The sequence below is a fragment of the Aquabacterium sp. NJ1 genome (genome assembly GCF_000768065.1).
In the GTDB taxonomy this organism is placed as follows: Bacteria; Pseudomonadota; Gammaproteobacteria; order Burkholderiales; family Burkholderiaceae_C; genus Aquabacterium.
In genome coordinates this window covers 937,257-950,516 of the sequence record NZ_JRKM01000001.1, presented here as the reverse complement: position 1 = coordinate 950,516, position 13,260 = coordinate 937,257, and the positions used below count along the sequence as shown (strand labels likewise).

Below are 13,260 nucleotides of genomic sequence, written 5' to 3'. Positions count from 1 at the left end.
CATGTCTGCTACGTCCCTCAAAGAGTTCGTCTCCAGCTTCTTCCTGCTGGAAATGTTCAAGGGCATGGCCCTGACCGGTCGTCACTTCTTCAAACCGTACGTCACCGTGCAGTTCCCTGAAGAAAAGACGCCGCTGTCGCCACGCTTCCGCGGTCTGCACGCCCAGCGTCGTTATGAAAACGGCGAAGAGCGCTGCATCGCGTGCAAGCTGTGCGAAGCGGTGTGCCCGGCCATGGCCATCACCATCGAATCGGCGGTGCGCGACGATGGTCAACGTCGTACGACCCGTTATGACATCGACCTGACCAAGTGCATCTTCTGCGGCTTCTGCGAAGAAAGCTGCCCCGTGGACGCGATCGTGGAAACCCACATCTTCGAATACCACGGCGAGAAGCGCGGCGATCTGTACTTCACCAAGGACATGCTCCTGGCGGTGGGTGATCGCTACGAAAAGGAAATTGCAGCCAACAAGGAGGCGGACGCGAAATACCGCTGACCCGATATGGACACCTTCAGCCTACTTTTCTATACCTTTGCCGCAGTGCTGGTCTTCGCGGGCTTCCGCGTGATCACCGCCAAGAGCCCAGTGAGCGCCGCGCTCCACCTGGTGCTGGCCTTCTTCAGCGCCTCGTGCGTGTGGATGCTGCTGCAAGCCGAGTTCCTGGCCATCTCCCTCGTGCTCGTGTACGTGGGGGCGGTCATGGTGCTGTTCCTGTTCGTCGTGATGATGCTGGACATCAACATCGACTCGATCCGTCAGGGCTTCTGGAAGCACTTCCCGCTGGCCGGTGGCATCGGCGCCGTGATCGCGGTGGAAATGGCCTTCGTGTTGACGCGCGGTTTCGACCTGCCGTCTGCCAAGCCGTTCCCGCCTGACGTGGCCAAGGTGCCCAACGCCAAGGCGCTGGGTATCGAGCTGTTCACGCACTACCTGTTCCCGGTGCAGATCGCTGCCGTCATCTTGCTGGTGGCCATCATTGCCGCCATCGCGCTGACCCTGCGCAAGCGCAAGGATTCGCACTTCCAGAGTCCCTCCGAGCAGGTGCGCGTCAAGAAGGGCGACCGTCTGCGCGTGGTGAAGCTGGCTCCGACCATCGAAGCTCCGGTTGCGCCTGCCGCCGAAGCCGCTCCTCAGAACGGAGGCCAAGCATGATCACGACCATCACACTCGGCCACTTCCTGTCGCTGGGCGCCATCCTGTTCGCCATGTCGGTCATCGGGATCTTCCTGAACCGCAAGAACCTCATCGTGCTGCTGATGTGCATCGAGTTGATGCTGCTGGCGGTGAACCTGAACTTCGTGGCCTTCTCCCACTACCTGGGTGACATGGACGGGCAGGTCTTCGTGTTCTTCATCCTGACCGTGGCGGCTGCTGAATCGGCGATCGGCCTGGCCATTCTGGTGACGCTGTTCCGTAACCGCCAGTCGATCAACGTCGACGAGCTGGACACGCTCAAGGGCTGATCGGGAGAGACACAACAATGACAACAGCACTTTCTCTCAACTCGCTGCTGGCGGTGCCCCTGGCGCCGCTGGCCGGCTCGATCGCCGCCGGCCTGTTCGGCAAGGTGATCGGCCGCAAAGGCGCGCATGCCCTGACCATCCTGGGCGTGCTGATCTCCTTCATCATCTCGGCGATGACGCTCAATGCCGTCATCGATGGCGCACGCTTCAACCAGACGGTCTACGAATGGATGACGCTGGGTTCGCTGAAGATGGAAGTCGGTTTCATGATCGACGGCCTGACCGCGATGATGATGTGCGTGGTGACCTTCGTGTCGCTGATGGTGCACATCTACACCATCGGCTACATGGAAGAGGACCCTGGCTACCAGCGCTTCTTCTCGTACATCTCGCTGTTCACCTTCTCGATGTTGATGCTCGTGATGAGCAACAACATGCTGCAGCTGTTCTTCGGCTGGGAAGCCGTGGGCCTGGTGTCTTACCTGCTGATCGGCTTCTGGTTCAAGAAGCCCACGGCCATCTTCGCCAACATGAAGGCCTTCCTGGTCAACCGTGTGGGTGACTTTGGCTTCATCCTGGGCATCGGCCTGATCCTGGCCTATACCGGCACGCTGAACTACACCGAGATCTTCGCCAAGGCACCTGAACTGGCCAAGCTGGGCTTCCCTGCGACGGACTGGATGCTGATCACCGTGATCTGCATTTGCCTGTTCATCGGTGCCATGGGCAAGTCGGCGCAGTTCCCGCTGCACGTGTGGCTGCCTGACTCGATGGAAGGCCCCACGCCGATCTCCGCGCTGATCCACGCTGCCACCATGGTGACGGCCGGCATCTTCATGGTGACCCGCATGTCGCCGCTGTTCGAGTTGTCCGACACCGCGCTGAACTTCATCCTGGTCATCGGTTCGATCACCTCCCTGTTCATGGGCTTCCTGGGCATCATCCAGAACGACATCAAACGCGTGGTGGCTTACTCCACGCTGTCGCAGCTGGGTTACATGACCGTGGCCCTGGGCGTGTCGGCCTACAACGTGGCCGTGTTCCACCTGATGACGCACGCCTTCTTCAAGGCGCTGCTGTTCCTCGGTGCAGGCTCGGTCATCATCGGCATGCACCACGACCAGGACATCCGCAACATGGGCGGCCTGTGGAAGCGCATGCCCATCACCTGGATCACGTCGCTGATCGGGTCGCTGGCCCTGATCGGTACGCCGTTCTTCTCGGGCTTCTACTCGAAGGACTCGATCATCGAGGCGCTGCATGCCAGCCACCTGCCGTTCGCACACTATGCCTACATCGCCGCGGTGATGGGTGTGTTCGTGACCGCCTTCTACAGCTTCCGGATGTACTTCCTGGTCTTCCATGGCAAGGAACGCTTCCATCACAAGCCTTTCCCCGGTGAGCATGACCACCATGACGACGATCACGGCCATGGGCATGCCCACGAACCGCACGAGTCGCCACTGGTCGTGACGCTGCCGCTCATCTTGCTGGCCATTCCGTCGGTGCTGATCGGCTACTTCACCATTCAGCCTGAGCTGTTTGGCGACTTCCTCAAGAGCGCCATCAGCATCGACCTGGAGCACCACCCGGCCATGGAAGAGCTGGCCCATGAGTTCCACGGTGCCTTCGAGATGGCTGTGCACGGTTTCTCCTCGCTGCCGTTCTTCCTGGCTCTGGCTGGCGTCGTGACTGCCTACGTGTTCTACATCGTGGCGCCACAGATTCCCGCGATGTTCGCCAAGGTGCTGCGCCCGCTGATCGTGATCGGCGAGAACAAGTACTTCCTGGACTGGTTCAACGAGAACGTGCTGGCCGCTGGCGCACGCCTGCTGGGCCGTGGTCTGTGGAAGGTGGGTGATGTCGGCATCATTGACGGCTTGCTGGTCAATGGCTCGGCCAAGCTGGTGGGCCTGATCGGTTCGCTGGTGCGCCTGTTCCAGACGGGTTACCTCTATCACTACGCGCTGGTCATGATCCTGGGGGTGTTCGCCCTCATGACATGGTTCGTGTTCATGCACCACTGAGCGCGAGGACCGGTTCATGCAAACTATGTCTAACCTCCTTTCTCTGGCCATCTGGATTCCGGTGGCATTCGGGATCCTGCTGCTGGCCATCGGCCGTCAGGAAAACGCCGGCGTGACGCGCTGGATCGCCTTGATCGGCTCGGTGATCGGCTTCCTGGTCACCATCCCCGTGATGACGCATTTCGATGGCGGCACCGCTGCCATGCAGTTCGTCGAGCACGCGGCCTGGATCGAGCGCTTCAACATCTTCTACCACCTGGGTGTCGATGGCATCTCGATGTGGTTCGTGCCGCTGACGGCCTTCATCACCATCATCGTGGTGATCGCGGGCTGGGAAGTGATCGAAGACCGCCCGCACCAGTACTACGGCTCCTTCCTGATCCTGTCGGGTCTGATGGTGGGCGTGTTCTCGGCACTGGACGGCATGCTGTTCTACGTGTTCTTCGAAGCGACCCTGATCCCGATGTACATCATCATCGGTGTGTGGGGCGGTCCGCGCCGTGTTTACGCCGCGTTCAAGTTCTTCCTGTACACGCTGCTGGGCTCGCTGCTGATGCTGGTCGCGCTGGTCTACCTGTACTACAAGTCGGGTGGCTCGTTCGACATCCTGACCTGGCAGAAGCTGCCGCTGCCGGCCACGCCTCAGGCGATGCTGTTCGGCGCCTTCTTCGCAGCTTTCGCGGTCAAGGTCCCGATGTGGCCGGTGCACACCTGGTTGCCGGACGCCCACGTGGAAGCGCCGACCGGTGGTTCCGTCGTGCTGGCCGCGATCATGCTGAAGCTGGGTTGTTATGGCTTCCTGCGTTTCATGCTGCCCATCGTGCCGGACGCCTCGCATGAGTTCGCCCCGGTCGTGATCACGCTGTCGCTGATCGCCGTGATCTACATCGGCCTGGTGGCCATGGTCCAGCAGGACATGAAGAAGCTGGTGGCGTATTCGTCCATCGCGCACATGGGTTTCGTGACCCTGGGTTTCTTCATCTTCAATGAGCTGGGTATCGCCGGCGGCATCGTGCAGATGATCGCCCACGGTTTTGTGTCGGGTGCCATGTTCTTGAGCATCGGTGTGCTGTACGACCGCGTTCACTCGCGTGAAATCGCCAGCTACGGCGGTGTGGTCAACACCATGCCCAAGTTCGCCGCGTTTGCGCTGCTGTTCTCGATGGCCAACTGCGGCCTGCCGGGCACCGCCGGTTTCGTTGGCGAGTGGATGGTGATCCTGGGTGCCGTGAAGTTCAACTTCGTGATTGGTGCCTTGGCTGCCACCGCCCTGATCTTTGGCGCTGCCTACACCCTGTGGATGTACAAGCGCGTGTACTTCGGTGACGTGACCAACGACCACGTGCGTGAGTTGACTGACATCAACGCCCGCGAGTTCCTGATGCTGGCCATCCTGGCTGCTGCGGTGTTGTGGATGGGCATCCAGCCCAAGCCGTTCACCGATGCCATGCATGTGTCCGTGACCGAGCTGATCCAGCACGTGTCCGTGAGCAAGTTGAAATAAGGGCCGATCGACATGACTGATTTGAACTGGTGCGCAGTGACGCCCGAGATCGTGCTGCTGGGAATGGCCTGCCTGGTCTCCCTGGTTGATCTGTTTGTCACTTGCCCGAAACGAACCACCACCTATCTGCTGACCCTGGCCTCGCTGGCTGCGGTGGCTGGCCTGCACCTGGCTGCGCTGGACAACGGCGCGTCGGTGTACGCCATGCAGAAGATGGTCGTGACCGATGCCATGGGCCATCTGCTGTCGCTGTGCGCGACGCTGGCCGTGATGGGCTCGCTGGTGTATGCCCAGGTGTACGCCGGTGAGCGCGAGATGCTCAAGGGTGAACTGTTCACCTTGAGCATGTTCGCGCTGCTGGGCATCTCCATCATGATCATCGGCAACAACTTCCTGAGCATCTACCTGGGCCTGGAGTTGATGTCGCTGTCGCTGTACGCCCTGGTGGCCCTGCGTCGTGACAACGCGCAAGCCACTGAAGCGGCCATGAAGTACTTCGTGCTGGGCGCGCTGGCTTCGGGCTTCCTGCTGTATGGCCTGTCGATGATGTACGGCGCCACGGGTTCGCTGGACCTGGGCGAGGTCTACAAGGCCACGCTGACGGGCCAGATCAACAAGCAGGTGCTGGCTTTCGGCCTGGTGTTCATCGTGGCTGGCCTGGCGTTCAAGCTGGGTGTGGTGCCTTTCCACATGTGGGTGCCTGACGTGTATCAGGGTGCGCCTACCGCTGCCACGCTGCTGGTGGCCGGTGCGCCCAAGCTGGCTGCCTTTGCCATCACCATCCGCCTGCTGGTGGAAGGCCTGATCAACACCGCCACCGACTGGCAGCAGATGCTGATGATCCTGGCCGTGCTGTCCATGACCGTGGGCAACCTGGCGGCCATTGCGCAGACCAACCTCAAGCGCATGCTGGCGTACTCGGGTATCGCACAACTGGGCTTCATGCTGCTGGGTTTCGTGCCCACCGTCGTGGCGGGCAACACCGTGTCGGCCGGCAATGGCTTCGGCTCTTCGCTGTTCTATGTGCTGACCTACGTGCTGACCACGCTGGGTACCTTCGGCCTGATCATGGTGCTGTCGCGTCCTGGTTTCGAGTCCGAGCAGATCTCCGATCTGGCTGGCCTGAACAAGCGCAGCCCGATGCTGGCCGGCATCATGGCCGTGTTCATGTTCTCGCTGGCAGGCATCCCGCCGACCGTTGGTTTCTACGCCAAGCTGGCCGTGCTGCAGGCACTGATCACCACCAACTCGCCTTTGCTGCTGCAGATCTCGATCGCGGCGGTGCTGCTGTCGCTGGTGGGCGCGTTCTACTACCTGCGCATCGTCAAGGTCATGTACTTTGATGAGCCGACCGACACCGCCCCCGTGGCGGGTGGCAGCGCCCGCGTGCTGCTGTCGGTGAACGCGCTGGTCGTGCTTGCACTGGGTATCTTGCCCAGCGGCCTCATGACGCTGTGCGCCAAGGCCATCACCCAGTCGCTGGCTGGTTGATTGAAGATGGCACAACGATCTGAAAGCATCAGCGCATGACGGGCCTCGTGCCCGTCTGGGCTGTCAGTGTTGTGCTCGTGGCCGCGTTGATCGCGGCCAATTTGCCTTTTGTGAACGAACGCCTGTTCGTGCTCGGGCCGCGCAGCGAGCGCAAGCCGGTGGCCTGGCGCCTGCTGGAGTTGCTGGTGTATGCCGGGCTCACTGCCGTGCTGGGGCGAGTGTTGGAAAGCAAGCTGGGGCAAGCCAGCCCCCTGCGCTGGGAATTCGTGGCCGTGTGGTTGTGCGTTTTCCTGACGCTGGCTTTTCCGGGCTTCGTCTGGCGCTATCTGCGCAAGCAGGGATGATGGCGTTTTGAGTCGCCACGCAAGGCCGTTGCCAAGATGTCCGATCCTGATCAGCCCGTGACGCAAGCGCCTGCGCAAGACGCGCACCTGCGCGAAGAGACCATCGAGTCCAGCCAGGTCTACAAAGGGCATTTCATCGAGTTGCGGCGTGACCGTGTTCGCCTGCCCGATGGCCGTGAGGCCCCGCGCGAGTACGTGGTCCATCCGGGCGCCGTGATGATCGTGGCCATGCTGCCCGATGGCAAGCTGGTGATGGAGCGCCAATACCGTTACCCTGTGCGCCAGACCATGATCGAGTTCCCTGCGGGCAAGCTGGACGCCGGTGAAGGTGGCCTGGCCTGCGCTCAACGTGAGTTGTGGGAAGAAACCGGCTACAAGGCGAAACGCTGGGCCAAGGCCGGCATCATGCACCCTGTCATTGGCTACGCCACTGAGATCATCGAGATCTGGTTTGCCGATGAGCTGACACTGGGCGAGCGCCACCTGGACGAAGGCGAGTTCCTGGACGTGTTCACGGCCAGCCTGGACGAGCTGGAGGGCTGGGTGCGTGACGGCAAGCTCACGGACGTGAAGACCATCGTGGGCATGATGTGGCTGGCCAAGTACAGGGCTGGCCAGTGGCCGCTGCAATGGGCATCAGTGGGTTGAGCGCGGCTGAGGTGGTTGATCATGCTGGTGGTTGATCTGCACTGCTCACAGGGGCATCACTTCGAAGGCTGGTTTGCGTCCGCCGACGATCTGTCGTCCCAGAAGGCGCGCGGCTTGCTGACTTGTCCTGTCTGTGGTGACCATGAGGTCACACGCCTGCCGTCCGCGCCGCATCTCAACACATCGGGCTTGAAGGAACGCTTGCCTGCTGTGGCCGGTGGGGCAACGGGGCGCGACAACGTGGCCCAGGTGCAGCGCGTGCAGCCGGTATCGCAGAAGCCGGTTTCCTCGGTAGCAGCAAGCGAGCGCCCCGCGCATGACTCTCTGCCTGCCGAAGCCCAGGAGGCTATGGCCGCTTTGCAGGCGCTCTACCTCAAGGCGGTGCGCCATGTGGTCGAGCACACCGAGGACGTCGGTGAGCGCTTCGCGGACGAGGCCCGCAGCATCCACCATGGTGATGCGCCCGAGCGGGCCATCCGTGGGCAGGCCACGGAAGAAGAAAAACAGGCATTGCGGGAAGAGGGCATCGACATCCTGAGCATGCCGATTCCTGAAGGGTTCGAGGGGCCCTTGCAGTAAGCGCGGGCCCAAACGCCTTCAGGGCAGCAGCCTGCCGGGGTTGAGCAGGCCTTGCGGGTCCAGCGCCTGCTTGATGGCGCGCATCAGGCCCGTGCCGATCTGGCCTTGTCGCCTGCCCAGTTCCTCGCGTTTGAGTTGCCCGATGCCATGCTCGGCCGAGATCGTGCCGCCCAGGCTCACAGCGATGTCGTACACGATGGTGTTGACGGCGTGTTCGTGTTGAAGCAGAAAGGCCTGATCGTCGATGCCGACGGGGCTCTGCACGTTGAAGTGCAGGTTGCCGTCACCCAGGTGCCCGAAGCACACGATGCGGCAGCCGGGAAAGGCCTTGGACAAGGCTTGTTCAGCTTGGGCCAGAAAGGCGGGGATGCAGGAGGTGGGCACACCGATGTCGTGCTTGACCATCTGCCCCTCGACCTTCTCGGCCAGCGGAATGGTTTCGCGCAAGGCCCACATCTCGCGGTATTGCGTGTCTGACTGGGCGATGCTGGCTTGCTGGATCAGGCCTGCTTGCAAAGCCTGCGACAGGGTGTCTTCAAGCTGGGCCTGAAGGCTGGCCTGGCTGTGCGGGCTGCTGGTGTCAATGAGCACGCTCCACTCGGGTGAGATGTCCTGGGCGCTGGCATTGGCACGCAGCAGCGCGCGGGCCGCCTTGGCCTGCTCGGGCTTGTGGCGCAAGGTGAGGGCGATCGGGTAGGCCTGCATCGCTTCGAAACCGCAGAGCGAGGCGTCCAGCGTGCGGCGCGCCAGGGTCAACAGCGCCAGGGTTTGCTCGATGGTGTCACAGGCCACCAGCGCCGACAGCCGGGATGCGGGCTTGGGGTACAGCCGCAGGCTGGCGCGGGTGATGATGCCCAAGGTGCCTTCGCTGCCGATGAGCAGGTCGCGCAGGTCGTAGCCAGTGTTGTCCTTGCGCAGGCTCTTCAGTCCGTTCCAGATGTCGCCTTGGGCGGTCACGGCTTCCAGGCCCAGGCAGAGTTCGCGCGCGGTGCCGTAGCGCAGCACATGGGTGCCGCCCGCGTTGGTGGCCAGGTTGCCGCCGATGGTGCAACTGCCTTCAGAGGCCAGGCTGAGCGGGAACAGCAGGCCTGCATCGTCAGCCGCTTGTTGCACCTCCGCCAGCAGGCAACCTGCTTCGACGGTCATGGACAAGTTGGCCACATCCACCGACAGCACCTTGTTCATGCGCTGCAGGCTCAGCACGATCTGCTGGCCGCTGGCGTCCGGCACACCGCCGCCTACCAGGCCCGTGTGGCCGCCTTGCGGCACGACGCCGGCCCGATGCGCCGCGCACAGCTTGATCACCTCGGCGACTTCGCCTGTACTGGCCGGTCGCACGATGGCCATGGCCCACCCGTGATAGCGGCCTCGCCAATCGGTTTGATGGCGGCTGAACTCGGGATCGCTCGCATCACGTGGGACCAGGACATGGGCCTGGCCGACCACGGCGCGCAGGGCGTCCAGCAGGGTGTTCATGCGGGCTGATCGGCTTTGGCGGCGCCCTTGCCAGCCTTGACCTTGGGTGGCAGCACGCGCAAACGCAGACGGACATACACCGCGCAGGCGGTGAACAGCGCGGCGCTCAGGGTGACTTCAATGCCGGCCAGGATCTGCGACAAGCCGGTATCGCTGGTGGCACGCATCACGCCTTCGGTGAAGTACAGCCAGATCAGCAGGGACATCCAGCGGTAGGTGTAGAGCCTGTGTTTGAGCATGCCGGCAATGGCCAGCGTCAGGGGCAGCACCTTGAGCGCGAGCGCGCCGCTGCCGCCCTTGAGCGGGGCCAGCCACAACTCCCAGCTCAAGCCCAGGCTGATCAAGGCCAGCAGCAGGGCCACATTGAGCAGGCGCATGCGGTCGATGCGCATCAGGCGCTCAGCGGGGTGCTGGCCGACGACGGTTTCGGTGTGGCTGTCGTCTTCAGGGGCGGTGGGGGTGGAAGTAGGGGTGGAAGGGGGCGTGCTCATCTCGAAAATTTCACGACGCGGGTCGACACGGGCTGTGTGGTCGCGCATGGCTGGCATCATAGCCAGCATGACGTCGAATTGGACCTTTTGGGCAAATGCCCGCGAGCGATGGACGCTGCTGGTGAGCACGCTTCAGCAGTGGCCCTGGGCTCAGACTTATCAGACCTTGCGCCTGCGTTTCCGCGAGGATCACCTGGGCGTCACGGCAGGCAGCCTGACATTCACGACCACGATTGCGCTGGTGCCGCTGTTCACCGTGATGCTGGCCTTGTTCAGCGCCTTCCCGGTGTTCGCGCGTTTTCGCAAGGTGCTCGAGCAGCAAGTGTTGACCGGCATGGTGCCGGATGCCATCGCCAAGCCGGTGCTGCTGTCGCTGACCAAGTTTGCGACCAAGGCCAGCCAGATGGGCGGGCTGGGGCTGGTGGCGCTGGGTGTCACGGCCATGGCGCTGATGCTGACCATCGACCACACGCTCAACAGCATCTGGCGCGTGCGCACGGTGAGGCCGATTGCGCAGCGCGTGCTGGTGTACTGGGCTGCCCTGACCCTGGGGCCCTTGCTGGTCGGGGCCAGCTTGTCGCTGACGTCCTACCTATTGTCGGCCTCCGGTGGGCTGGTGGACGAGTTGCCCGGTGGCGTGAGCTTCCTGCTGAGCATGATCGTGTTCATGCTGCAGACGGCCGGTTTCGCCTCGCTGTACAAGTTTGTGCCCAACACCTTCGTGCGCTGGGAGCACGCCTGGGGCGGGGCGCTGTTCGCGTCAACCGGCCTGGAGTTGGGGCAGAAGGGGCTGGCGATCTACCTGTCCAAGGTGCCGGTCTACTCGACCATCTATGGCGCTTTCGCGGCCGTGCCGCTGTTCCTGATCTGGATCTATCTCAGCTGGTTGATCATCTTGCTGGGCGCGGTGGTGACGGCCTACACGCCCAGCCTGTTGTCACAGGTCAAGCGCTGGCCAGACACACCAGGCCATCGCTTTGCCTTGGCCCTGGCTGTGTTGCGCGCCTTGCTGGCCGAGCGGCACGGTTCGGTGCGTGGCCTGACGGCGGAACAACTGGCGCAGCGCCTGCGCACGGACCCTTTGCAGATCGAGCCCTTGCTGGAGTTGTTGCAGGGGCTGGACTGGATCGGTTTGCTGGACGAGCCGCAGGTTGGCACGGGTGGGCGTTTTGTCCTGCTGTGTGATCCGCAGGCCACCCTGGTGGCGCCGCTGGTGGGCGAGGTGCTGTTGCGGCCTGATGGCTTCACAGAAGGCTTCTGGAGCCGCGCGGGCATGGACCGCATGACCCTGGCGGAAGCCTTGTCCTGACGACTCGGGCGATCAGGGGGAACCCGGGGCGACAGCGGGGCGGTGGAGGCTGAGGGCGTGGCTGCTTGATGGCCCGCGGTCCGTTTTCCGGGCTCCAGACTTGTTTTGCCTCTTGGCGAGCCCGCACCGATGCGGCTATATTGAACGCTACCTTTCCCTAATTTTTTTGTGCAACCGATCGAGGAGACAGACCATGAAAGTCAGCGATATCCTGCGAGTCAAAGGCAGCACCCTGTTCACCGTTCAGCCTGATCAGCCCCTGTCCGAGGCCACGACCACGATGGCCGAACATGACATTGGCTCGCTCGTGGTGATGGAACATGGCGACCTGGTCGGCATGCTCACGTTTCGCGAGGTGATCCAGGGCGTGGTGCGCAATGGCGGCTCCGTGGGCGCCATGACCGTGCGTTCGGTGATGGACGATCACCCCTTGACCTGCACGCCCGAAACCGAAATCGACGAAGTGCGTCGCATGATGCTCAACCGCCATGCGCGCTACATGCCGGTCATGACCCAAAAGACCCTGATGGGCGTGATCTCTTTCTACGACGTGGCCAAGGCCGTGGTGGACGGCCAGGACTTCGAAAACCGCATGCTCAAGGCCTACATTCGTGATTGGCCTGTCGAAGAGGAAGCCGAGCGCGAACGCCCCGCCTTGCTCTGACGCCTGCGTCACCCGATGGGCGCCTGTGCGCGCCATGCAGCATGCCACGCCCGGTTCTGCCGGGCGTTTTGCATTCCGGCAGCCAGGCGCGGGCCGATGGGGGACAATAGCGGTCTTCCGCTTTCGACTTCTCAAGAATTGGCGCTATGGCTGGCAGCACCCTTGGTCTTTTGTTCACGGTGACGAACTTTGGCGAATCGCATGGCCCGGCCATCGGTTGCGTGATCGACGGCTGCCCACCGGGCATGGTCTTGTCCGAAGCCGACATCCAGCCCGACCTGGATCGCCGCCGCCCTGGCACCTCGCGCCACGTCACCCAGCGCAATGAGCCGGATGCCGTCGAGATCCTCAGCGGTGTCTACGAAGGCAAAACCACGGGCGCGCCCATCGCCCTGCTGATCCGCAATACGGACCAGCGCAGCAAGGACTACGGCAACATCCTGCAGACCTTCCGCCCCGGGCACGCTGATTACACCTACTGGCACAAGTACGGCATCCGCGACCCGCGTGGTGGTGGCCGCTCTTCCGCCCGCATGACCGCCCCGATGGTGGCCGCCGGCGCCGTGGCCAAGAAGTGGCTGCGCGAGCAGTTCGGTACCGAGATCCGCGCCTGCATGACCCAGCTGGGTACCATGCCGATTGCTTTCGAGGGCTGGGAGCATGTGCCCAACAACCCCTTCTTTGCGCCCAACGTCAGCCAGATCGAGGCGCTGGAAGCCTATATGGACGAGTTGCGCAAGGACGGTGACTCCTGCGGGGCCAAGCTGATCGTCGAGGCGTCGGGCATGCCGGTGGGCCTGGGCGAGCCCCTGTTCGACAAGCTGGATGCCGACATCGCCTACGCGATGATGGGCATCAATGCGGTGAAGGGCGTGGAGATCGGCGCGGGCTTCGAGAGCGTGAGCCAGCGCGGCACGGTGCATGGCGACGAGCTGTACCCCGATGGCTTTGCCTCCAACCATGCTGGTGGCGTGCTGGGTGGCATTTCGACCGGGCAGGACCTGCGTGTGGCGATTGCCATCAAGCCGACCAGCTCGATCCGCTCGCCGCGCCAGTCCATCGACCTGCAGGGGCAGCCTGCCACGGTGGAAACCTTCGGGCGACACGATCCGTGTGTCGGCATCCGTGCCACGCCGATTGCCGAGGCGATGCTGGCGCTGGTGTTGATCGACCATGCCTTGCGCCATCGCGCACAGTGTGGTGATGTGGTCGTGGACACGCCTCAGATCGCGGCGCGCCGGCCCTGATGGGCGCAGGCCTGGC

The 13,260-nt window shown here is 63.0% G+C and carries 14 protein-coding genes; 12 read left to right on the top strand and 2 right to left on the bottom strand.

From position 1 onward, the window contains the following. Position 1 precedes the first annotated feature (1 nt). Genes nuoI through JY96_RS04025 form a run of 9 tightly spaced genes read left to right on the top strand, consistent with a single transcriptional unit; the run spans position 2 to position 8,057 of the window. Positions 2-496, top strand: a complete 495-nt coding sequence (nuoI, locus tag JY96_RS04065; protein ID WP_035041172.1) for an NADH-quinone oxidoreductase subunit NuoI — start codon at positions 2-4, stop codon at positions 494-496. Between the two features lie 6 nt (positions 497-502). Continuing rightward, the gene (locus tag JY96_RS04060) at positions 503-1,153 is read left to right on the top strand and encodes an NADH-quinone oxidoreductase subunit J (protein ID WP_035035138.1); all 651 of its coding nucleotides are present in this window, start codon (positions 503-505) and stop codon (positions 1,151-1,153) included. Continuing rightward, positions 1,150-1,464 carry an NADH-quinone oxidoreductase subunit NuoK gene (gene nuoK, locus JY96_RS04055; RefSeq protein ID WP_035035136.1) on the top strand — a complete coding sequence of 105 codons (315 nt, stop codon included), beginning with the start codon at positions 1,150-1,152 and terminating at the stop codon, positions 1,462-1,464. The genes JY96_RS04060 and nuoK overlap by 4 nt, the downstream gene beginning before the upstream one ends. 17 nt (positions 1,465-1,481) lie before the next feature. After that, the gene (gene nuoL, locus JY96_RS04050; RefSeq protein ID WP_035035133.1) at positions 1,482-3,491 is read left to right on the top strand and encodes an NADH-quinone oxidoreductase subunit L; all 2,010 of its coding nucleotides are present in this window, start codon (positions 1,482-1,484) and stop codon (positions 3,489-3,491) included. 16 nt (positions 3,492-3,507) lie between these two features. Then, the gene (locus JY96_RS04045; protein WP_235333844.1) at positions 3,508-4,995 is read left to right on the top strand and encodes an NADH-quinone oxidoreductase subunit M; all 1,488 of its coding nucleotides are present in this window, start codon (positions 3,508-3,510) and stop codon (positions 4,993-4,995) included. A gap of 12 nt (positions 4,996-5,007) precedes the next feature. Then, positions 5,008-6,486 (top strand): NADH-quinone oxidoreductase subunit NuoN, encoded by a 1,479-nt coding sequence (nuoN, locus tag JY96_RS04040; protein WP_035035128.1) that lies wholly within the window; start codon positions 5,008-5,010, stop codon positions 6,484-6,486. Positions 6,487-6,521: 35 nt separating this feature from the next. Then, positions 6,522-6,830 (top strand): DUF2818 family protein, encoded by a 309-nt coding sequence (locus tag JY96_RS04035; protein WP_035035126.1) that lies wholly within the window; start codon positions 6,522-6,524, stop codon positions 6,828-6,830. Positions 6,831-6,866: 36 nt separating this feature from the next. After that, a complete protein-coding gene (locus tag JY96_RS04030) occupies positions 6,867-7,478 on the top strand; it encodes an NUDIX domain-containing protein (RefSeq protein ID WP_052162124.1) in 612 nt (203 codons plus the stop codon). A 21-nt stretch (positions 7,479-7,499) separates the two neighbouring features. Further along, on the top strand, positions 7,500-8,057 hold the full coding sequence (locus tag JY96_RS04025; protein ID WP_035035123.1) for a DUF1178 family protein: 558 nt from the start codon (positions 7,500-7,502) through the stop codon (positions 8,055-8,057). Positions 8,058-8,075: 18 nt separating this feature from the next. Here JY96_RS04025 and JY96_RS04020 read toward each other — a convergent pair whose 3' ends face one another. Continuing rightward, a complete protein-coding gene (locus tag JY96_RS04020) occupies positions 8,076-9,533 on the bottom strand; it encodes an FAD-binding oxidoreductase (protein ID WP_035035120.1) in 1,458 nt (485 codons plus the stop codon). Then, positions 9,530-10,072, bottom strand: coding sequence for a DUF2069 domain-containing protein (locus tag JY96_RS04015; RefSeq protein ID WP_369796121.1), 543 nt, complete (start codon positions 10,070-10,072; stop codon positions 9,530-9,532). The genes JY96_RS04020 and JY96_RS04015 overlap by 4 nt, the downstream gene beginning before the upstream one ends. A 73-nt stretch (positions 10,073-10,145) precedes the next feature. Here JY96_RS04015 and JY96_RS04010 point away from each other — a divergent pair, with 73 nt between their 5' ends. The 3 genes from JY96_RS04010 to aroC all read left to right on the top strand — a co-directional run bounded on the left by JY96_RS04010 (position 10,146) and on the right by aroC (position 13,244). Continuing rightward, positions 10,146-11,333: a YihY family inner membrane protein gene (locus JY96_RS04010; protein WP_369796120.1), complete on the top strand. Its 1,188-nt coding sequence runs from the start codon at positions 10,146-10,148 to the stop codon at positions 11,331-11,333. A 193-nt stretch (positions 11,334-11,526) separates the two neighbouring features. Further along, the gene (locus JY96_RS04005; protein ID WP_035035118.1) at positions 11,527-11,997 is read left to right on the top strand and encodes a CBS domain-containing protein; all 471 of its coding nucleotides are present in this window, start codon (positions 11,527-11,529) and stop codon (positions 11,995-11,997) included. A 146-nt stretch (positions 11,998-12,143) separates the two neighbouring features. After that, a complete protein-coding gene (aroC, locus tag JY96_RS04000) occupies positions 12,144-13,244 on the top strand; it encodes a chorismate synthase (RefSeq protein ID WP_035035115.1) in 1,101 nt (366 codons plus the stop codon). Positions 13,245-13,260: the final 16 nt, after the last annotated feature.